This window comes from uncultured Methanospirillum sp. (assembly GCF_963668415.2).
GTDB lineage: Archaea > Halobacteriota > Methanomicrobia > Methanomicrobiales > Methanospirillaceae > Methanospirillum.
Genome location: NZ_CAXXDL010000001.1, coordinates 275,965 through 296,278 on the forward strand (window position 1 = coordinate 275,965; position 20,314 = coordinate 296,278).

The window sequence follows — 20,314 nt, forward strand, 5'->3', positions numbered from 1 at the left end:
ATAAAAAAAAGAATGAAAAAATCAGGACCGGAAATCAGAGGAGCTGGCAAAAACTGACAGCATTCTGCACTGCCTCCTCAGGGGTACGGCAGGGAGTCAGGCCCGGAATATCCCAGGTATCAATTCCGAAAACAGGCTTTCCAATCCTGAGTGCAACCCCAATCTCAGAGAGCGTGCCATAACTTCCAGCCACCGCGATGACTGCATCTGCAGACTCGACGAGGATAACATTTCTAGCCTGGCCCATCTGCGTTTTGATAGCAACATTAAGGTACAGGTTTCCTTCTGAACCAGGAAGAATACCCACAACAAGCCCCCCGGCTTCGTGAGCGCCCCTGCTCGCAGCCTCCATAACCCCGCCTCTGCCACCGGTCAAAAGGATACAGCCCTGATCTGCGATCAGGCTGCCCACCCTGAACGCAAGATCCTGAACATGCTGATCTGCTTCTACAGCACCAATGACTGCAATCTGGAACTTCTTCCTACCGAGGCCGTCCAACGAAGGTCCTATTATATAAATAGTTCATAAAATTTCTCGACTCTCCACTCTTTTTTCATTTCGTTAATTGCCGTGGGACCGATTTCGGCAACATTATATACTATTGAAACTGGCCTCTATGCTCGTTGGCTCAAACGAAAAAAGGACATTACATGGGACTGTAAATCCAACAAATAGTGTTTCAATCAGTACATTACTTGGAAAAATGGATCTTACCCAGATTGAAATTGAATTGCACAACCATCTCAATTACAGCCAAACTCGAAAATGGTTATATTCACCAATATTATTATTCAAACTCTTGATTGTCCATTCCTTTCGAAAACAATCCTATCGAAAATTCATCAAATCACTAACACTTGAAGATTGCATTGCTCTTGGAATTCCTGAAATAGAGCCCGGAAGATATCATATTCCCTCTGCAAGTAATTTACATGATTTTGCTTACAATCGTTTGCGATTAGACGGCTTTAAGAAGATCATGTACCTAAACGGAGCCATTGCATGTCAATCTATTCAGAATGGTCACGGAATGGTTGATTCAACCCCTATTGAAGCCTCAAGATATGATAAATATGCTGAATATAATCCCCATTACGCTTGCAGGATGCACAAATATCACATATTTCATTTAAACAACTTTCCACTGTATGGAATATTTTCTGAAGGTAATGCTCATGATTCCCCATATGCAATCCCATTAGCTGAAATTGTTGGTACAATGAATCCAAGCATGATCAAAGTTCAACTTGATGGTGGCTATGATTCCTTCATGATTTATGCGAGATACTGGAAAATTTTCAGAATTCAGCCACTAATCGATCCAAGCAAGAACGCAATTTTGAACATAGAGGGGACAATTGAGAGAATTGATCATTGGGTAAATAAAATGTGGAAGAAAGGGGGAGACATTCGAGATTCTATTGAGAAAAAACTACTATTTCTCACGAATAACGGAAGGGAGAAACAGGTTGGGATGTATCTTCGCAATCAGAACTTACTTAATCCAAATTTCAGAGTTGAATACAAATCAAGGGCAGATTGTGAAAGAACTCATTCACACATGAAACGAATGTTTAATTTCAGTGTAAAATGGATTCAGAAAAGATCTAAAGAATTTTACATGACATTGAATCTCATTTCATATCAGTTTGTATTACTTGCAAATTTAGTAAAAAACCAAGGAAAGGGTCAGGATCTATCAAAATATTACTGAAAAAATAAAATACAGATATCCCATTAAGTAGCGAATGCTATCGAGTTTTTAGTTATTTTTCGTCTTTCAACTGTAATTTTGGGTAGTTTGGATGTTGATTCCCATCCTTTGCAGTGCGTGTATCTTTCATTCTATTGTAAAAATTGGTAGTTCGACAAAAAGCGAATCATTTGATTGACAATCTGTCCAATCTACATCTTCTCATTGGACAGCCTCCTACCAGTTCCCATTTTTTCAGGAAACAAAGATATCTCCCTCATGAGGTGATTGCTCCCATGACCTGCATGAACTGGTCAGGGGGTACTGTGGCAATGTCGGGATAGGAAATGTTCGGGAGAATGTAGCATTTCATAGTCTGGTACTCAAGCCAGGTTCCATACAACGAGAGGGCAGCTGTACGAGTAGGTACATCCTGTCCGAACTTTTCTGAACTCCGGTTCAATGCCATGATACTGTCAATAACCTTCGTGCATCGGACAGCCCCATTCTGGTACTCAGTCCGCAGGTTGCTGACCGGGGGAGAGAGTGAGTATCCATTCGTCTCGTTGATGTTCTTGTTCAGCCGTATCCTGGCATAATCTGCTGTCAGGTTCAGCATCTGCGGAAGATCGGCCCCGAATGTTGCAGAACTGTCCATACGGCCCTTGATATCAAAAAGATCAGGAATCCAGTATTGGTTCATCAGAAAGAGAAACTGTTGATCACCTGAAGCAGCCTGGACACGCGAAGAGTTTACCTGGGCAGGCGGAGTCTTGTTAGAGGCATTGGCTGGGGCCGGGACAGCCGGAGCCGCGGTTGCATTTGCATGTACTGTCGGAGAAGTTTGCGTTGGAGATGTATTTACAGCAGGAATAAGAGCCTTGGCTGACTGATTCTGCAGAGGGGCAGGAGCAGCAGATACAAACGAGGTGGATGAAACAAGTAATATGAGTATTATGAAAATAGCAGGTAATATTCTCATCAATTCTATGTTGATGTCAGGTATGATAATATTTCGTTTCCGAAATTTTTAGATCCACACCCAGGGTCGATATTGTATTAGAAGAAGCGGATAAATATGTTTACTCATTGATTATTAATATTTGCAACGCATCTTGATATGTAAGGCATTCCACAAACAATATCAAGTATTCCATCTGATTTTCCTCATAAATCTTCTACTCAATTGATGAAAAACCGAGTAACAAACCCAATACATGAATAATCAGGCAGACGTTCCCGCTATTGCACATGAACGGGTACTTCATGTGGATGATGAGCCGATGATCTGCGACGTGACCAGACTGTGCCTTGAACGGGGGGGACGATTCAGGGTTGATGTGGTCTACAACGCAGAAGAAGCTCTTGCTCTCCTGAGATCAGGCTCTTATTCGTGTGTAATTTCAGATTATGAGATGCCCACAATGAACGGGATCGAACTCCTGAAAGAGATCCGTTCATTTGATCCTGAAATACCCTTCATCCTCTTCAGCGGTCGTGGTAAGGAGACCGTGGTTATCGAGGCTATCAATACAGGTGCAGACTTTTTTATCCAGAAAGGAGGGGATACAAAGACCCTCTTTGCCGAACTTAATCATAAGGTTGACTACGCAATAACCAAGCATAATGCAAGGCTCGCCCTGAAGCGTAGGGATGCCATCCTTGAAGCAGTAAGCCTGGTTGCCACTCTTTTCCTCGGAGGCGAGGCATTCAAGAAAGCCCTGAAGGAATCATTGACCCTCTTCGGGCTTGCAACCGAGGTGGACATGGTGCTGGTATTCAGGGAAGATCCACACAACCCTTTTGATCAGCGGTATCACCGTCTCTGTGGATGGAGCAGGCTTGGAGATCCGGAGCCGGCAGAGGGGCTGATCTTATGCCCGGGAAGCGACTCGTGCTGGGAAGAGAAGATCCTGCAGGGATCTCCGGTTGTAGGATCTGCAGGTAACTTCTCTGATGTTGCAGACAGGTTCATCAACGAGGAGAATATCAGGTCGATAGCAGCGTTCCCAATCATTGCTGACAGAAAGGTCAGGGGGATGATCTGGTTCTGTGACTGTCTTACCGAACGCAAGTGGGCAGTGGTTGAGGTTGATGCCCTGCAGGCAGCAGCTTCCATCGTTGGATCTGCACTTCACCAGGAGGAGATGCACTCAGAACTCCTGTCAGGGAAAGAGAAGTACGAGTCCATGTACTCCATGATGCGTCAGCTCTGCGATACCGTACCTGACATGCTTTGGGCACGGGATTTGCATGGCAGGTACATGTTCAAAAACAAGGAAGCATCACAGAAACTCCCCTGTTCAACCGGTATCCTGACCCAGCCGGATGTCACATCCCAACAAGAGAGCAAAGCAAGGGATGAATCAGTACTCGTGGATGGCAAGCAGGTTGATCTTGAGATCAGGAAGGTCCCCTTCTATGATCAGGCCGGTGAACTCATCGGGTCTGTCGGGATCGGACACGATGTCACTGCAGAGAGGGAGGCAACAAAGGCCCTCATCGTAGAGCGGAGACGATACGCAGGTATCTTTCATCATATCCATATCGGCCTGTTGACCTGCGGACCCGGCGGGGAGATCCATGAGTCAAATGACCGGGCTTCAGAACTGCTGGGAAAAATGAGCGGCTCGCTGCGGGGAATGAATCTGCACTCGATACCAGGACTCGGAGAGATCGGTCTGCTCACCGACTTCTCAAAAGCCCAGGCACTCAGACAGCCCATTCACGGGCGGTGTGAGTACAGCACCAAAGCCAGTGCAAAAAAGACTCTCTATTATAGTATTCAGCCGTACTATGACGAGGAACTACGGATCACCGAAGTGCTCCTCACCATAGACGAACATTATCAGGATTAACCCTATTTTGTCTGGTCGTTACAGGAGTGAGACCAGATCACGCAGTACTGCACCGGGGTCTTCTGCTTTTACCACGCTTGATGCAAGAAGCACACCTACGGTTCCGAGATCGACAGCGGTCTTCACACATTTTCCTGAGTGGATCCCTGCCCCGGTGAGAACCTTTACCTCAGGATTTGCCTTCAAGGCTGCCTGAACCGATCCGGTGATAATATCAGGATTTGCTTCGGCAACTGATACTTTTCCCCCGATAAGCTCAGGCGGTTCGATGGCAACATAGTCAGGGCCGAGTGCAGCAACGGCAGAGGTTGTGGCAACCGTGTTTGAACAGACGCACGATATCATCCCTTCTTTACGAAGAGCCAGTACATTTGTTTCGATATCTGCGATCGAGAGGCGATATTCAGAGTGGTTTACCAGTGATCCGACTGCGCCTGCAGTTTTTACTGCAGTGAGAGGAATGCGTCCGGTGTGAGCACCAGGGGCTATTGGATCGATGTGCTGGGCAAAAACAGGAAGATCAAAATGATGCTTGATCGGGTGAATATCCATGTACATTGGTGCAAGGCCAATAGAGACGCCGCTCTCTTCTGCAACTTCCTGTGCTGCCTGTGCTATCCGGTGGGCACCGTGACCCACTGACTCCTGGTAACATTTGAGGTTAACAAGGACCACAGGGGATTTGATCGTATGGTGTGCCATACCGATAAATTAGAACCCGGGTTGTATAAATACGTGGGTAGGTCAGATCCCAGGCTCACTCTGCGATGGTCCCTTGAAGGGTGATGGTGATATCATGAACAGGTATCTCTTTTCCTGATAGTTTCAGTGCCTCATTGACCACATACGTAACACCACTGCAACAGGGGACGATCATATGCACAGTCGTGATGGATCTGATCGTATGGATCTTTAGTATCTCTGCCAGTTTGGTGATGTAACCCTCGATATCTGAATCCAGTTTAGGGCAGAAGATGATCAAAATCCTGTCTTTGAGTAACGTCTGGTGAAAGTCTGCATACGCAAACGGGACACAGTCTGCTGCCACGAGCAGATCTGCATTCTCAAAATACGGATTCGCTGGATTGAGAAGCTTAAGCTGAACAGGCCACTGCCGTAGTTCAGACTCTGCATGGACAGGAGCTTGTGACGACTGCCTCGTATGCTCTATGGTCCTTGCCGCTGATCCCGGACAGGCAGCAAACGGGTTGTGGTGATGCTGTTGTCCTGCATGATCAGGACTTCCCCGGTGAACTGGCACATCGATATGCATATCCTGCAGGGATGCCAGCGCCTGGTGATAGAGATCCATCTCCCCATGCCCGGCAAGGTGTTCGAGGTGAGCCCTGATAACCGCCTCACCCTGACGGGCAATGTTCTTCATGTCCTCTTTTTCGTCATATGCTCCTGCCTCGCGTTCAATAACAGATATTGCTTCTTCTGGACAGGTTCCGATACAGGCACCAAGACCGTCGCAGAAGAGATCGCTGATCAGCCGTGCCTTTCCATCAAGGAGCTGGAGGGCTCCTTCAGGACAGTCAGGTATGCACTGGCCACATCCGGTGCATTTCTCCTCGTCGATCGTGATTATCTTTCGTTTCATGATGAGGACCCACCCTTCAGAGCGATACAGATTGGTTACTGGATAATGTATGTACCTTCTACTTATACTCACCCGTTGTCGCGGAGTTAAAACAGGGATCTATCATGAAAACCCGATACTGATTGACCGGGCTTCATGACATAAAAGGGAGAATCTGGGTGATTATGTCTTTTGCATGAGTCGTTTTCCAAGATCATACGCCCGCTCGCAGTCCTTTGGAAACACAGTCTTTCTCCTCTCAACTCTTTCTGCTGGATCGCAGTAGCTGAAGACGACCTTTGAATAGTCTTCAAACTGCAGCGTTTCGTAGGAAAAGAAGGATTCACAGGAGCCATACAATCGTTCAAGCACTGACTCATTGGTCTTGAAATGCACGTCATACCCGGCCTCATGAGTCATTCCTTCACTGACGTTCATGGTATACACAAATGCGGTTGGAATCTTTCTCTCAAAGAGAGACTGCGGAGGCCTGGCGTAGACCAGATACGGGAACATGAGCCGTTCCATGAAACATCGCATCTCACCGGTGACTGTTCCGAAGTAAAGGGGTGAACCAAGGATCAGGGCATCTGCATGTGCAATCCGATCCAACACAGGAGTCAGATCATCACGGAGGATGCATCTCCCATAACTCTTGCCACCCTTGAGTTTACAGGCAAAGCAGCTGGTACAGCCCTTATAGTCAAGATCATAAATATGAATCAGTTCAGTCTCTGCTCCCTGTGCAGCAGCTCCGTCCAGGGCATGCTGTAGCAGTGTTGCTGTATTCCAGGTTTTTCTGGGACTTCCATTTATTGCAATAATCTTCATAATATTCGCCTCTTCACTGCCAGGTGATCACGGCCTCATTCCTTGTAGGGATGTATGCAGGCTTGTACCTCGGGTACCCGAACATTAATGCATACAGCGGTTTTCTTCCGGCTGGAAGGGCAAAGAGATCGCGAACATCTGGTGATGCCTGGGATGCCATCGCCACGAATCCCCCCCAGCATGTCCCGACACCGAACGCTGGAGCTGCAATGTCTACATGGGTGAGGGCGATGATCCCGTCGGTCTGTGCCATCGGATTATCCTCTGGAATATGGGGTATCAAGATATGAGGAGCACCCCGGCAGATGGGATCTGAACCTTTATCCCATCCAGCGATGAGGGATGGGACATACCTGCCCATCGGGTGATCACTCCCGACAAGTGTACGCATCCATTCGACGACTGCTTCGGCAACCTTCTGCACCTTTTCCGGATCATGGATGACCAGCCACTGGACCGGTTGCCCGTTCCCACCCGAGGCTGCATATCGTGCAACATCAAGAAGTGACTCGATAGTCTTCTTCGGAACCGGCTCACTCTTGAAATTCCTGATTGAGCGACGACTCTTCAGGTATGACATCAGGATATCCGGAGCAACACCGTCCCCATCCCATGCAGGCTCAGGTGCAAGACCAGAATCCTTCTGCAGGGTAAGGGCTCCGGAGGGGCAGAATGCAGTACACTGCCCACAGGAAATACACCACCCGGACTGCGAATCTGCAACAAAAGGGCTCTCACCATCTGCCGGAGGGTGAATGATGCCCATGGGGCATATATCAGCGCAGACTCCGCATCTGGTGCAGGTTTTATTCTCAACAGTTATCGTCATAGAAGCTCTGCTCAAAGAATCTTTCTTATACTCTATTATAGATATCAGAAGAGGTTTAGTAATACTATAACCAAATAGTAACTATTGAGGAATATTTAGTGAAATGCGAAAAAGTTACCAAGTGCAGACTTGACGCAGTGGTGGATGTCATCGGGAGTAAATGGAATCTTATGATCATCTGGCATCTCCGTGATTCCGTACTCAGATTTTCTGAACTTCAGGGCAGGATGTGTGGAATCAACTCAAAGACCATCACCAAACATCTCCGGGATCTTGAAAAGGAGTCGATCATCACCAGAACTGTTTACCCCGAGGTTCCACCACGGGTGGAGTATGCCCTCACCGAACAGGGACGTGGTATACTTCCGATCATTGATGAGATGCTTATATGGGGAGGAAAATTCCGCCATCCACCTGAAGGGATGAGTGGATATGAAGCAGGCAGAACTGTTCGGGCAGGCGAATAAAGAATACGTCATTTGCTTCTCAAACGGAAAAACGGATGCACCGGAGTGGAAAGCAGGCATTCTTTGAATGCATAAAATCACTGAAACCTCCACGTCATTTTCAACCAGTCATTCAGGCAGAGATTATATCTAGAAGTGTTCACAAGTTCTCATCCTCTCTCGGGGGTCTGTGCTGGTATGGGAGTCATACGTTCACTTCGAAATACGGTCTCTGGTTTCATCAGATGGAAGATCACGGTTCTCGGAGCAGTGGCACTGCTTGCAACCTCAGCATTCATCATCGGATATGGAGCGGTATCGGTTCATTCGGTGGCATTAGAGAATACCCAGGCTAAACAGGTGACAACAGCCGAATCAGCTGCAGCAGGCTTCTCATCAGATACAATCAGGTCGCTCTCGACCGTGTAGTCACTGGCAGATGCACTGGCGGGGATAAAAAGCAGTGGAACCGTTATCACACAGGATACTCCAACGCAGATGCTTAAGTCGGTCTTCCAGGCAAATCCACATTTTATCCAGATATACTCAACCTGGGAGCCGAATGCATTTGACGGGAAGGACAGGGAGTTTGAAGGGATTGCCCCATATGACAGCAACGGAAGGTACGAGACCGACTGGTTCCGTGATGATACCGGCACGATCACCGAATATGAGTATAAAGAAGACGAATCGGTAGATTATTCTGCAGACTGGTACCTGTCAGCCAAAGATGCAGGGTCTGCAGTGCTCCTTGAGCCATACCTGGATGAGATCGAGGGCGAGCAGGTCCTGATGACCTCGGTTATCGCACCGGTGAACGTAGGGGAAGAATTTCTTGGCGTCGTCGGTGCAGACATCGCTATGGACTTTCTTCAAGCCAAAGTGGATGCCCTCCCGGAAAGCAGTGAAAGCATGATGGTCATGGTGACACCGGAAGGAGAGATCGCAGCGGCAACTCGGCGACCTGACCTGGTAGGAACTCATTTCACCGGGCTCATTCCTGATGAAACCATAAGCCAGGCCATTGAACAGAGTGGAGGAGCCCGTGTTTACAAGACTTCCCAGGGTGGGACGAGTATCACCCAGGTACCGGTCCGGATAGGGTCAGGAGAAAAACCATGGACTATCGCAGTGCTGACTCCTGAAGAGGAGATCACCAGAGATGCAAATGCCCTGATTCTTCAGCTTATCGCGGTTGCGAGCCTGATGATAGCGGTCGGACTCATTCTTCTCTTCACAGCCTCCCGCAGGATTACGGCCCCACTCAAATATCTTATCACGGGCATGAAACGCCTTGCTGATGGGGATAAGAGCGTTCAGATACCTGTCATCAGTCAGGACGAGATCGGAAAGGTGAACACCGAGTTCAACAGCCTTATCCGGATTCTGGTTAACAGGGAGCAGAAACTCGCAGAACATGCTCAGGCGCAACAGGATCTCAACGAGGCCATCATCATGACAGCAGAATCTGTGAAGATGGGAAACCTGGAGTCTGCTCTTGATGAAGAGCGGTTTGATGAAGAATTCAAGAAACTAGCCGCCGGAATCAACGAACTCATCGCCTGGATCCGCACACCTATCTGAGAGGCGATGAGGGTATCTGAGCGGTATTCATCAGGAGACTTCTCGGCACGGTTCAACTCCTCTATCAGGGTCGAAGGAGAGTTTGCCACATTCAGGAACTCAATTGCCGGCATAGGTGAGCAGGTGGGCGAGGCGATCGAGGTGATCCAGGACGAGATGAGAACCCTCTCATCAATGGCGGGATCAGTACTCGGGAAGACCCAGTCCATGACCGAGGATACTCATCTTCTTGCTGACCGGAGCGATATGATCAGCACCAGGACAGAACAGATAGCAGAGGCGATGGGAGAGGTTATCGTCTCCATGGATCAGATTGCTCTTGTAACATCCGAGATCGCAGAAAAGAGTGCAAAGGTCGCTGAAATTTCGTCAGAAGGATCTGTTGTTGCCGAATCAGGACAACAACTCGCTATTGAGGCACGTGAGGCGATGAAAGCCGTTCAGTCGTCTGTGCATGACACCTCGATGATCATCGGGGGCATCGCAGATCAGATGGCCCAGATCACAGATATCAGCAGAAAGATCCAGGACCTCACCGAACAGACGAATCTTCTCTCTCTGAATGCTGCAATAGAGGCGGCACGTGCAGGTCAGGCGGGAGCAGGATTTGCTGTAGTCGCAGGTGAGGTCAAGGGCCTTGCCATGAATGCTGAACAGGCAGCAGCCGAGATTCAGAATATAACCTCAAAGCTGGAGACAGAGATCAAGAGGGCATTGTCAATAGAAAAGACACTTGTCCGCCAGTCAGGAGAACAGGGTGCGGCTTTCGGAGAAGCGGTTGATGGTTTTAACAGGGTAATAAGTTCAATTCAGAAGATATCAGGCGGGATATCACAAATTGCATCATCAGCCGAGGCACAGGCTAGTACCGCACAAGAGGTAAAAGGCAGGATTCACGAGGTTGATGGGTACATTCGCAAGGCAGCCGAGGCATGTCACGACTCCGCCGGAGCAACCTCAAGAGCCAACTCAGCTACAGAAGAGATTGCATCCCACATGGAAGCACTCAACCGGGCAGTTGATGGAATCTCTGATCAGATCTCTCATTTCTCGGTATAACCGGGAGAAGGTGGGATCTTACACAGGCCTGAAGAATCCTTTATACGGTTCATAATCATAGAGACTGTCAATGTATCGGAAACCTACTGAACTCAGAGTTTTGGTGGTCGATGATGATCGGGAGTTTCAGAATATCATCTCTCATTATCTGACCGAAGACCCGGAGTACTCAGTAGTGTCAGTTGATTCAGGTCAGCAGGCCCTCGATATGCTCAGGGAGCAGTCATTCTCTGCCATCATCGCAGATTATCAGATGCCTGAAATGGACGGGCTTGACCTGCTCAGGATCATCAGAAGCCAGGGCAATTCAATTCCGTTCATTATCTTCACCGGGCAAGGTTGCGAAGAGGTTGCAATTGATGCATTGAATGCGGGTGCTGATTTTTACCTGGTGAAAGGAGAAGATCCGGCCCCGCAGTTCCTGGCTCTCAGGATGAATCTCAGCAAGATTATTGCAAAGCAGCAGGCAGATGAGGCCCTGCGAATCAGCGAGGCAGAGAACAGAAAGATGCTCTCGCTGCTCAAGGCAACACTTGAGGCAACCGAGGACGGTATCCTCGTCGAGACGATGGACAGGGAGATCGTGGGGCATAACGAGCGATTCCTCAAAATGTTCAACCTTGAAAAGAGTCAGGTTGAAGGGAAGACGGGGGCAGAGATCTGGGCATTGGTTTCAGATCAGATCAAGCCGGGATCGGACCCCATGGTGCAGGGAAAAACGTCTGGCACAAGTCAACCAGTCCTTCTTTCATTCAGGGATGGAAGGGTGATCGAGTCACATGCCAGGCCCCAGATCTGTGATGGCAATGTTATGGGCCGGGTCTGGAGTTATCATGATCTGACCGAACGGGTCAGGGCTGAGGATGCACTACGGGAGAGTGAAGCATTTAACAGGGGGCTTGTTGACAACCTCCCGGATTATGTCATGATCTATGAGAGGACAGGGAAGATTCTCTACATCAACAGTTCAGGCATTGCAGGGCTCAGGGCTGAAGAGAAGAACCCGGTTGGAAACCTGATCTATCAGTATCTGCTCCCGGAACATCACAGAATTGTCAGGGAGAAGGTTGAACGCAGGTTTATGCAGGAAGATGTCCCGCCCTACGAGGTCAGAATTGTAAAGTCAGACAACACTGTTCTTGACGTCATGGTCCAGGCAACGGTGATTCCGTACCGGGGTTCTGATGTCATACTGGGCGTCCTGACAGATATCACCTCGCGCAAGGAAGGAGAAGAGGCACTTGAGCGGTACGCACAGACCCTGCAGGTTACCGTAAACGCCCTAGCAACTGCAAACAAAAAACTCAACCTCCTCTCTGATGTCACCCGCCATGACATCCTCAATCAGGTTCATATCATTCTCAGTTACCTCGATATTGTCGCATCAGAGAAGATGCCTGACGGTCAGAGAAAAATGCTTCAGCGGATCGAGGAGGCGACATCGATCATTCATCGGCAGATCCAGTTTACCAGGAGTTACCAGGATCTCGGGGTGAACAAACCTGAATGGCAGAATGTTAAAAAGACGATAGACTTCCTAACCTCCCACGGGATACCGGTACAGAACGAGGTCAGCGGGCTCACCATTTTTGCAGATCCACTCCTGCCAAAGGTGTTCGAGAATCTCCTTGATAATGCAATCAGACATGGGGGAGAGATTACGAAGATCAGGGTGACGGCTGATCAGAGAGACGATGGTGCCATGAGGCTGCGGTGGTCCGATAACGGAGTCGGGATCTCTCCTGATGAGAAAGAGAAGATCTTTGAGAAAGGGTTTGGGAACAACACCGGGTTTGGGATGTTTCTGATCAGAGAGATCCTTGCTCTCACCGGGATATCAATCAGGGAGATCGGATCTGAAGGGGCAGGTGCCTGCTTTGAGATGATCATCCCGAGGGGATCCTATATACTACAATGATCTCTGTGTGTCATCTACCTGATCTGGTTTTATTATGAGGATCTGAAGACAACGTTGTAGATGTACTCTTTTTCATGAGCATTACCAGAATGGAACAACCATTCTCACGATTGTACATGAAACAGAGTACAGTACTTGATTGAATCGTTCATATAAAAGCGGACAAATAAAAAGAACTCGATTTGACAAGACTTGGCTGTATATTTTCAACGTGTAACCCGGGTTGAGATCCCGGTACATGATAATATCAATTGACTACGGAATGATCTCCTTATTGCGGAATGTTGCGGAGATATTGCGGATACTGCCGTCGGGATATTTGTGCCCAATTTCAAAAATTAAGATTAATTTAGCCCCCAATCGCAGAGTTGGATCATCAGTTGCGGAAAGTTCCAGAACACACACATGAGAGAGTGTATAGGTGCAAGATGAAATCCTTACTGTGTGTTTTCACTTTTTCCGCAATATGATCATAAATAATTATTATTTTTATTATTATACCCTAAAGGCTGGTTAAATTGCTCCTTTTCGTTGCGGAAAATTCCGCAGCTCCGCAATGATCCTGACCAACACACTATGAACTAAAAATGAGTATGCGAATTCTCAATTTCGTATTACAACTTGATCACAAGATGTGTCAGATATCAAGAGCAGGGTACCACTGATATCATCACCAGGCATCATGAAGAGAGATCACTGGTGATACAGGATAATAAAGAAGATCAATTTTACGAAGAATACCTGATCCCACCTTCTTTATTGCGACAAACCATCTCATACCCCCACATTAAAAGAAGAGAGATTATGCAGAACCGGATGAAAACAGTTATGTCATTCATACATTCCGTAAAACAGTAATATCCTGACAACCTACTCTCAGGATACAGCGTATGAATATTCTAGAGACACGGTCGATCACGTACGAATATCATGGTGGCATAACTGCCCTTCATAACGTGTCAGTCTCCGTGCCTCGCAACGGATGTGTTGCCCTGCTGGGATCTAACGGAGCAGGCAAAAGCACGCTGATGAAGCATTTCAACGGGATCATCACACCCAAAAGCGGTGAAGTACTGGTAGACGGAGAACGAGTCTCAAAAGAGAATCTGCGTCTTGTCAGGCAGAAGATCGGTATGGTATTCCAGAACCCTGACGACCAGATCTTTGCTCCGACTGTCAGGGAAGATATCGCCTTTGGCCCTACCAACCTGAGTCTACCTCTTGAAGTGATCCAGGAGAGGGTGCAACAGTCGCTCCAGCTCCTTGAGATCGAGCATCTTGCCGACCGGCCGCCTCATCATCTTTCAGGAGGGGAGAAGAAGCGGGTTGCCATTGCGGGAATTCTTGCCATGAACCCTGAGATCCTTGTCCTTGATGAGCCAACGTCAGGCCTTGACCCTGTTGGTATCAGGGAACTTATCGACCTGCTGCGAAGACTTGTTCAGACCAGACGGATCTCGCTGATGTTCTCAACCCATCACGTGGACCTTGTACCTGACCTTGCACGGTATGTTTACGTCATGCATGCCGGAGAGGTGATCGGACAGGGAACGGTAGAAGAGATATTTGCTGACATCTCCCTCCTCTCAAGAGCTCGACTTGATGTTCCCATCCTCACCAGGCTTGTCACCTCACTACAGAGTAAAGGTGTCCCAATTAAGGCAGGGTACCGGTTCGAGGATGTCGAACAGGCACTCTTCTCACTCATCGCTGACAGACCGGGAACACGATGATAGACGAACTGACTGCGATAGAATGGGATGCTTCCCGCAGTTCATTCACCCATAATATTGATGCACGGGTTAAGCTTCTCCTTGTCCTGCTGATGATCGTTCTGGTCGTCTCATACCCGCTCTCCTGGGGGGTTATCTATATCGCAGTCCCATTCGGCCTGATAATTGCCGGACTCTGGACCCTCTCAACCCTGCCGGTGAAGACCTATCTCACCAGGTTTGTCATGACCCTGCCGTTCGGATTCTTCATCATATTCTTCCAGATATTCTTCAAAAACAGCCATTACCAGACAGCAACAGAGGTGCCACTTCCGTTCCCGTTCTTCCCGGTGTATTACGAGTCGGTCGAGTTCGCAACCCTGCTGCTCATCAAGTTCCTTCTCTGCATCAGTGCCATCTTGCTCCTCTCCTCCACCACACCGGTGCAGGAACTGCTCAAAGCAGGACGAAGGCTCGGCCTTCCATCAGTGATGGCCCTCTCACTTGGAATGATGATCAGGTACCTCTTCCTGTTTGCAACCATGTTCACCCAGATCCACCATGCTCTCCAGGGAAGGAACTTTGATCCCTGGGCCAAAAACCTCCCGTACCAATACAGGCTCAAGACACTCGGATACGCGATGGGAGTACTCTTTCTCAGGGCTTACGAACAGGGTGAACGGACCTACTCTGCAATGCTCTGCCGTGGATATGGAAGTCACGCTCTTGACCACCTGCAGAAAAAACCTCTGAGCCAGATAGATCTGGTTGTGTTCTCAACGCTAGGGATCGCAATGCCTGCAATTGCAGCAGCCTCATACCTTATGCATGGATAAGAACGTGATTCAAAAAAGAAGAGAGCCAGGGATCAGACCAGATAGCCTGATCCAAATTTTTTCAGGGCCTTTGTGATCTCCTTAGGGGAGAGGATCTCCCTGACCTTCCCGGTATCAAGGGCTGCCTGGGGCATACTTCTGATAGGGGCTGTAATAGGATCCTGCACAATGGTATACCCACCGAGCGATCTGATATGGGTAATACCTGCTGCGCCATCCTGGCCCATACCGGTGAGTACAACCCCGAGCAACCGGTCCCCGTCAATTTTCTGAAGAGATAGCATCGTTCGATCGATCGATGGTTTCACTCCGTGCAGTTTCTCGCCGTCGTCAAGCTGGATCATCCGGTTCTGTTCCAGGACCAGGTGTCTGCCTGCAGGTGCAATATAGATCTTCCCCTCTTCAAGCTTTACTCCGGCGTCTGCAAGAACAACGTCCATCCGGGTCATACCCGCGACGTGGCTTCTGAATGTCTGGGTAAATGCACCGGGAAGATGCTGTACGATAATGATGGCAGCCTGGGCAACGGGAAACCCGGTCAGGATCTCTTCAAGGATGTGAGGTCCACCGGTAGAAGAGCCGATAATCGCTATCTTCATGAAACGGAGTCCTGACCCTCATCTCCAGGTAGAAATCCTGCGTAATACCGCACCCTGCCCACCAGGTCATCAGAGTCAAAGGGCTTGGTCACGTAATCCTGCACCCACTCCTGAAGCCCAATCATCTTATTATCAGGAACACTCTTTGCGGTCAGCATGAGGATGATGATGTTGTGAAAGAGATCGTGTTCAAGGATCCTGGAGATGGTGTCCCACCCATCCATCTCAGGCATCATGATATCAAGAAGGATGACCCCTGAAAACCCGGACCGAAGCAGGTCAAGACATGCTGCTCCGCTCTCTGCACTTACAACATCAAAACCGGCATCATCCAGGATGGTATGGACTGCAATCCTGACATGGGTGTCATCATCAACAATCATCACCTTTATTCCTGAATTGTCATCTCCCATCAGACACACATCCCATTATGGTTCTTCTGAATAATTCGCCTCTCTCCTAATAATGCCCTTGCTCACCTAGGTACTGTTCTTGAACTGAGGGACTTTTTTCAGGTTCACTAAAAACGTTGAACCTTTTCCCGGCCCTTCGCTTCTTGCCTTGATGATACCTCCATAAATATCAACAATTCGCTGGGCGATGGCCAGACCAAGCCCGTGTGAACTCAGATCATGGCGTGAGGAGTCTGCCTTGTAGAACTCGTCAAAGATCCTGGGCAGAACATCTGATGCAATACCTATTCCGGTATCAGTGATCCTGATACAGATCGATTCAGGCTTCTCTTCTGCCGCGATTTCGATGGAGCCTTCGATATACGAGTACTTGACAGCGTTCCCGATGAGGTTGCCCATCAGCGTCTCAAGATGCATCGGCGACATCATGATAGAGAACGAGTCCGGGATGCCATTTCTCACGTTCAGACTCTTCTGGTGGATCAAATAGGCGTTGTCAGAGATGATCTGATCCAGTACCTCGTGAAGATTGATCTGCTGCATGTCAGAGAGCGAGTACAGGGCATTCATCTGTGCGAGTTCGAGGATCTTTGTGATCATCCTCCTGATCGTCTTCACATCCTCGATCGAGACATCCAAGAGTTCCACAAGTTCGGGATCTGTGATCTTCTTCCTTACAAAGGGAAGGATGGCAACCAGCGGTGTCAGCGGAGTCTTGAGATCGTGCCCGATCTGCATGATGAACTCGTCTTTCTGGCGAAGGAGTTCTTCAATCTGGGTTGTGCGGATGCGAACCCGCTGGTCAAGTTCCCTGTTCATGTCAAGGAGCTGGCTCCGCATCGCATCAAGTTCAAGCGTCTTCTGCTCGAGCTGGTTTGCGTACTTGAGGAGGTGCTGTTCGACCTCTTTCCGCTCAGTAATATCCTGAAGAATGCCGAATGATCCGGTTACCACACCTCCCCTGATCCTGGGTTGACCGTGTATCCTGATGTACTTAAACTTCTCAGCAGGGAGATCGATCCTGATGTCAAACCCGAACTCGACACTGCTGGCAGCCTCACTTTCAAAATGCTTCACAAGTTGTGGCTTATCAGGGTCTGATGCGATCTGAACCAGGTCATCAAGGGTGATTATGTTCATATCAGATGGAAGAACCAGGATTGTGAAAACCTCAGGCGATACCCTGAACGTCTTCAGTCCGGCATCGTAGGACCAGAGACCGAGTTTTGCAATCCTGCCTGCCTGTTCTAGTTTCCACTCAGACTCGTGGACCAGCTGCTCATACTGCTTTCGCCTCGAGATATCACGGATGACACCCTCGATCCCCTGGAGATCTCCCTCCTCGGTATAGACCAGGCGACAACTGACCGAGCCGCTTATCACCCTGTTCTGACCTTTCAGGATCAGTTCATAATCCTTGACCCCGTTTCCATTCAGGACTTCAGAGAGAAATACCGGCCAGGTGTCAGGATTCTTGAGCAGGTTCTCCATGCTCATGCCGGTGAGGAGATCAGGCGAACGGTACCCGAGTGCTGTCGCCATAGAAGGGCTGATTTCAAGGAGGATACCGGCCTTGTCGGTGCGGTAATACATGTCACCGATATGCTCGATGACGCTCCTGAACTTTTCTCTGCTCTGTGCAAGATCGGTCTCAACCCTTGCCTTCATCATACCGGCACCAACGATCCTGCCTATGGACTTGAGAGCTGTTATTTCAGACTCGGTAAGAGTCTCCTCCGTGCCCCAGAGGAGAAAACAACCATACACATCCCTTCCATGTAGAACTGGGATTATGAGAAGCACTGAAACCTCTCTCCCGATCATGATGGGCTGAAGGGCACTTGGAACAGTCTCAAGGGTATAAGTCAGGTACGGATGAACAGTGAGTGCCTCTCTGATCTGCCTGAACCCGGGAAGATCCTTTTGCGGGAGATCATCCCATCCTTCTCCGATGAGAAACCCGTACCGTCGCGACCAGAGCGGATCTTCACGGGGAGGAATCAGATCATCATCAGGGCTGAACTCTAGAAACGAGATGAACGGGACCTGGAGGAGTGTACCTGCCCTGCTCACTACCTGCTGGACCAGCCTGCCAGGATACGATACCTGATCCGATGCTGCGACCTCGTGGATAATATTCAGGAGCGGAGTTGCGTGGGACTGCTGATCCCACAGTGCACACTGGTGTGCAGTGCCTGACACAGTCAGCAGGATACCGGTTACCCGGGATGACTGACCTGCATTTGCGGTCCTGACCGGGGTAACCGTGAGAAATGCCTTCTCCCCGGGACTACCAGAGTCTGATCTGAAAAAAGGGTATTCAACAGGTGATTCAGACGAGACTGATATCCTTTGAAGAACTTTAGGAACGTCTTTGAACGGGCCGTCCCACCTGAACGCCCGGTCAACAGGCTGATCAGTCACATCTGCCAACCGGTCAGGGAAGAGTGAGAGAAACGAAGGATTTGCATACTTCACACGCAGGCTGGTATCTAGGATACAGAATGGATCTGAGAGAAAAGGGAGCAGAGCGGTGAGCCATTCATGCAGAGGGGGGGGGGTCATCTCCATCGTTCCATATCCGCTCATTACATCCCTGCTTAAGGGTCTTTGTTCAATACTCTGCCATGCCCCCATATAGACTCAGCGCAGAGAGGAACATGACTCATGTGCATATCTGGAAAGACCTCAAACAGGTATATCAGGAGAAGTATGGGTCGTCGGAGGAAGATCGAAGAGATTGACGGGTATCTCAAACTGACCGTAAAGGTAGATCGCCAGATATCAGTTGAAGAGTTGGCATTCATCAGGGCACTGAACCACTCTCTCCCACCACAGGACCTGAAGTTTTCGATAGAAAGTGATCTCGTCTGTGCATATCTGGCATCGTTTGATCCCGACTCCTTTAACACGATTCTCGAGGAAACCAGGGAGAAGACCGGTATTGAAGAATGGTATGCACAGGAAGGTCACTCCGATCCGGTGGGCTTACTCCTGAAACAGATCCTTTCAATCGGGAGTTATGGAATCAGGTACGGAAAGCGGATCTATATCGGATATGCAGATGAGCGGAAGGTTTCAGACAGGAAAGAGAAGGAATCTACGCGGGGAGTCCACTATTACGCCCGGGATCATCAGTTCTCGCAGGCACGAAACCTTGTTCCGGAAGGCATTGAAAACACGATCATCTGTGGAGACAGTGAAGAGATTCTGCGGTCACTTCCTGACAACTGTATAGATCTGATCATCACCTCGCCACCGTACAACTTCGGGATGGAGTACGACAAGACAGATGACGGGGTCGACTGGACTGCATATCTTGACAAGCTCTTCAGAGTGTTTGCAGAAGGTATCCGTGTACTCGCGTACGGAGGGAGGTTCATTGTCAATGTCCAGCCGCTCTTCTCTGATTATATCCCTCTTCATCATCTCATATCCTCGTTCTTCATGGAGCAGAAGATGATCTGGAAAGGAGAGATCCTCTGGGAGAAGAACAACTACAACTGTAAGTACACCTCGTGGGGTAGTTGGAAGAGTCCGTCAAGTCCGTACCTGAAGTATACCTGGGAATTTATCGAGGTATTCTGCAAAGGCGATCTCAAAAAAACTGGTCGAAAAGAGGATATTGATATCACCGACGAGGAGTTCAAGTCATGGGTTGTGGCGAAGTGGTCGATAGGTCCTGAACGCAGGATGAAACAGTACGATCACCCTGCTATGTTTCCTGAGGATCTGGTTGAACGGTGCATGAAACTCTTTTCGTTTAAAAACGATATCGTGCTTGACCCGTTCAGCGGAGCAGGTACCACCGCTACGGTTGCAACCCGGCTTGGCAGGAGGTACATCGGCATCGACGTATCAGAGGAGTACTGTATAACCGCCCGGGAGCGGGTGGCAAAAGAGAAGAGAAGCGGGATTCAGTCAAGTCTTATCTGAATCCTGATCTGATTCGT

At 48.9% G+C, this 20,314-nt stretch carries 19 protein-coding genes; 10 read left to right on the forward strand and 9 right to left on the reverse strand.

From position 1 onward, the window contains the following. Nucleotides 1-34: 34 nt before the first annotated feature. Nucleotides 35-499, reverse strand: a complete 465-nt coding sequence (locus ACHZA2_RS01415; RefSeq protein ID WP_319578207.1) for a TIGR00725 family protein — start codon at nt 497-499, stop codon at nt 35-37. A gap of 118 nt (nt 500-617) precedes the next feature. Between ACHZA2_RS01415 and ACHZA2_RS01420 the strand changes: the two genes are divergently transcribed. Beyond that, nucleotides 618-1,715 (forward strand): transposase, encoded by a 1,098-nt coding sequence (locus ACHZA2_RS01420; RefSeq protein ID WP_319578208.1) that lies wholly within the window; start codon nt 618-620, stop codon nt 1,713-1,715. Nucleotides 1,716-1,971: 256 nt separating this feature from the next. Here ACHZA2_RS01420 and ACHZA2_RS01425 read toward each other — a convergent pair whose 3' ends face one another. Then, nucleotides 1,972-2,676, reverse strand: coding sequence for a hypothetical protein (locus tag ACHZA2_RS01425; protein ID WP_319578209.1), 705 nt, complete (start codon nt 2,674-2,676; stop codon nt 1,972-1,974). A gap of 235 nt (nt 2,677-2,911) precedes the next feature. On the opposite strand from ACHZA2_RS01425, the gene ACHZA2_RS01430 reads away from it, so the two are divergent. After that, nucleotides 2,912-4,552 (forward strand): response regulator, encoded by a 1,641-nt coding sequence (locus tag ACHZA2_RS01430; RefSeq protein WP_319578210.1) that lies wholly within the window; start codon nt 2,912-2,914, stop codon nt 4,550-4,552. A gap of 18 nt (nt 4,553-4,570) precedes the next feature. Here ACHZA2_RS01430 and tpiA read toward each other — a convergent pair whose 3' ends face one another. The 4 genes from tpiA to ACHZA2_RS01450 form a co-directional block, all read right to left on the reverse strand. Beyond that, nucleotides 4,571-5,254, reverse strand: a complete 684-nt coding sequence (gene tpiA, locus ACHZA2_RS01435; protein WP_319578211.1) for a triose-phosphate isomerase — start codon at nt 5,252-5,254, stop codon at nt 4,571-4,573. 55 nt (nt 5,255-5,309) lie between these two features. Continuing rightward, the gene (locus ACHZA2_RS01440; RefSeq protein WP_319578212.1) at nt 5,310-6,155 is read right to left on the reverse strand and encodes a 4Fe-4S binding protein; all 846 of its coding nucleotides are present in this window, start codon (nt 6,153-6,155) and stop codon (nt 5,310-5,312) included. Between the two features lie 162 nt (nt 6,156-6,317). Further along, the gene (locus ACHZA2_RS01445; RefSeq protein ID WP_319578213.1) at nt 6,318-6,965 is read right to left on the reverse strand and encodes a flavodoxin family protein; all 648 of its coding nucleotides are present in this window, start codon (nt 6,963-6,965) and stop codon (nt 6,318-6,320) included. A 13-nt stretch (nt 6,966-6,978) separates the two neighbouring features. Further along, nucleotides 6,979-7,794 carry a nitroreductase family protein gene (locus tag ACHZA2_RS01450; protein WP_319578214.1) on the reverse strand — a complete coding sequence of 272 codons (816 nt, stop codon included), beginning with the start codon at nt 7,792-7,794 and terminating at the stop codon, nt 6,979-6,981. A gap of 98 nt (nt 7,795-7,892) precedes the next feature. Between ACHZA2_RS01450 and ACHZA2_RS01455 the strand changes: the two genes are divergently transcribed. From ACHZA2_RS01455 to cbiQ, 7 genes are all read left to right on the forward strand, one after another. Next, nucleotides 7,893-8,261, forward strand: coding sequence for a helix-turn-helix domain-containing protein (locus ACHZA2_RS01455; RefSeq protein WP_319540551.1), 369 nt, complete (start codon nt 7,893-7,895; stop codon nt 8,259-8,261). A 177-nt stretch (nt 8,262-8,438) separates the two neighbouring features. Further along, entirely contained in the window at nt 8,439-8,669 is a 231-nt protein-coding gene (locus ACHZA2_RS01460; protein WP_319578215.1) for a hypothetical protein, read from the forward strand. Between the two features lie 69 nt (nt 8,670-8,738). Beyond that, the gene (locus ACHZA2_RS01465; RefSeq protein ID WP_319578216.1) at nt 8,739-9,824 is read left to right on the forward strand and encodes a HAMP domain-containing protein; all 1,086 of its coding nucleotides are present in this window, start codon (nt 8,739-8,741) and stop codon (nt 9,822-9,824) included. 6 nt (nt 9,825-9,830) lie between these two features. Further along, nucleotides 9,831-10,883: a methyl-accepting chemotaxis protein gene (locus tag ACHZA2_RS01470; RefSeq protein WP_319578217.1), complete on the forward strand. Its 1,053-nt coding sequence runs from the start codon at nt 9,831-9,833 to the stop codon at nt 10,881-10,883. Between the two features lie 70 nt (nt 10,884-10,953). Next, on the forward strand, nt 10,954-12,801 hold the full coding sequence (locus ACHZA2_RS01475; RefSeq protein ID WP_319578218.1) for a response regulator: 1,848 nt from the start codon (nt 10,954-10,956) through the stop codon (nt 12,799-12,801). Nucleotides 12,802-13,691: 890 nt separating this feature from the next. Beyond that, nucleotides 13,692-14,534, forward strand: coding sequence for an ATP-binding cassette domain-containing protein (locus tag ACHZA2_RS01480; RefSeq protein ID WP_319578219.1), 843 nt, complete (start codon nt 13,692-13,694; stop codon nt 14,532-14,534). Continuing rightward, nucleotides 14,531-15,349 (forward strand): cobalt ECF transporter T component CbiQ, encoded by an 819-nt coding sequence (cbiQ, locus tag ACHZA2_RS01485; protein WP_319578220.1) that lies wholly within the window; start codon nt 14,531-14,533, stop codon nt 15,347-15,349. The genes ACHZA2_RS01480 and cbiQ overlap by 4 nt, the downstream gene beginning before the upstream one ends. Before the next feature lie 32 nt (nt 15,350-15,381). Here cbiQ and ACHZA2_RS01490 read toward each other — a convergent pair whose 3' ends face one another. From ACHZA2_RS01490 to ACHZA2_RS01500, 3 genes are all read right to left on the reverse strand, one after another. After that, nucleotides 15,382-15,948, reverse strand: a complete 567-nt coding sequence (locus ACHZA2_RS01490; protein WP_319578221.1) for a CheB methylesterase domain-containing protein — start codon at nt 15,946-15,948, stop codon at nt 15,382-15,384. Further along, a complete protein-coding gene (locus tag ACHZA2_RS01495) occupies nt 15,945-16,361 on the reverse strand; it encodes a response regulator (RefSeq protein ID WP_319540544.1) in 417 nt (138 codons plus the stop codon). The genes ACHZA2_RS01490 and ACHZA2_RS01495 overlap by 4 nt, the downstream gene beginning before the upstream one ends. 66 nt (nt 16,362-16,427) lie before the next feature. After that, the gene (locus ACHZA2_RS01500) at nt 16,428-18,998 is read right to left on the reverse strand and encodes a PAS domain-containing sensor histidine kinase (protein WP_319578222.1); all 2,571 of its coding nucleotides are present in this window, start codon (nt 18,996-18,998) and stop codon (nt 16,428-16,430) included. A gap of 75 nt (nt 18,999-19,073) precedes the next feature. Here ACHZA2_RS01500 and ACHZA2_RS01505 point away from each other — a divergent pair, with 75 nt between their 5' ends. Then, entirely contained in the window at nt 19,074-20,297 is a 1,224-nt protein-coding gene (locus ACHZA2_RS01505; RefSeq protein ID WP_319578223.1) for a site-specific DNA-methyltransferase, read from the forward strand. Nucleotides 20,298-20,314: the final 17 nt, after the last annotated feature.

What these genes read in the sequence shown, in the direction of transcription:
- ACHZA2_RS01420 (WP_319578208.1), top strand. Translation starts at nt 618, where the DNA reads ATGCTCGTTGGCTCAAACGAAAAAAGGACATTACATGGGACTGTAAAT.
- ACHZA2_RS01425 (WP_319578209.1), bottom strand. Translation starts at nt 2,676, where the DNA reads ATGAGAATATTACCTGCTATTTTCATAATACTCATATTACTTGTTTCA.
- ACHZA2_RS01430 (WP_319578210.1), top strand. Translation starts at nt 2,912, where the DNA reads ATGAATAATCAGGCAGACGTTCCCGCTATTGCACATGAACGGGTACTT.
- tpiA (WP_319578211.1), bottom strand. Translation starts at nt 5,254, where the DNA reads ATGGCACACCATACGATCAAATCCCCTGTGGTCCTTGTTAACCTCAAA.
- ACHZA2_RS01440 (WP_319578212.1), bottom strand. Translation starts at nt 6,155, where the DNA reads ATGAAACGAAAGATAATCACGATCGACGAGGAGAAATGCACCGGATGT.
- ACHZA2_RS01445 (WP_319578213.1), bottom strand. Translation starts at nt 6,965, where the DNA reads ATGAAGATTATTGCAATAAATGGAAGTCCCAGAAAAACCTGGAATACA.
- ACHZA2_RS01450 (WP_319578214.1), bottom strand. Translation starts at nt 7,794, where the DNA reads ATGACGATAACTGTTGAGAATAAAACCTGCACCAGATGCGGAGTCTGC.
- ACHZA2_RS01460 (WP_319578215.1), top strand. Translation starts at nt 8,439, where the DNA reads ATGGGAGTCATACGTTCACTTCGAAATACGGTCTCTGGTTTCATCAGA.
- ACHZA2_RS01465 (WP_319578216.1), top strand. Translation starts at nt 8,739, where the DNA reads ATGCTTAAGTCGGTCTTCCAGGCAAATCCACATTTTATCCAGATATAC.
- ACHZA2_RS01470 (WP_319578217.1), top strand. Translation starts at nt 9,831, where the DNA reads ATGAGGGTATCTGAGCGGTATTCATCAGGAGACTTCTCGGCACGGTTC.
- ACHZA2_RS01475 (WP_319578218.1), top strand. Translation starts at nt 10,954, where the DNA reads ATGTATCGGAAACCTACTGAACTCAGAGTTTTGGTGGTCGATGATGAT.
- ACHZA2_RS01480 (WP_319578219.1), top strand. Translation starts at nt 13,692, where the DNA reads ATGAATATTCTAGAGACACGGTCGATCACGTACGAATATCATGGTGGC.
- cbiQ (WP_319578220.1), top strand. Translation starts at nt 14,531, where the DNA reads ATGATAGACGAACTGACTGCGATAGAATGGGATGCTTCCCGCAGTTCA.
- ACHZA2_RS01490 (WP_319578221.1), bottom strand. Translation starts at nt 15,948, where the DNA reads ATGAAGATAGCGATTATCGGCTCTTCTACCGGTGGACCTCACATCCTT.
- ACHZA2_RS01495 (WP_319540544.1), bottom strand. Translation starts at nt 16,361, where the DNA reads ATGGGAGATGACAATTCAGGAATAAAGGTGATGATTGTTGATGATGAC.
- ACHZA2_RS01500 (WP_319578222.1), bottom strand. Translation starts at nt 18,998, where the DNA reads ATGGGGGCATGGCAGAGTATTGAACAAAGACCCTTAAGCAGGGATGTA.
- ACHZA2_RS01505 (WP_319578223.1), top strand. Translation starts at nt 19,074, where the DNA reads ATGGGTCGTCGGAGGAAGATCGAAGAGATTGACGGGTATCTCAAACTG.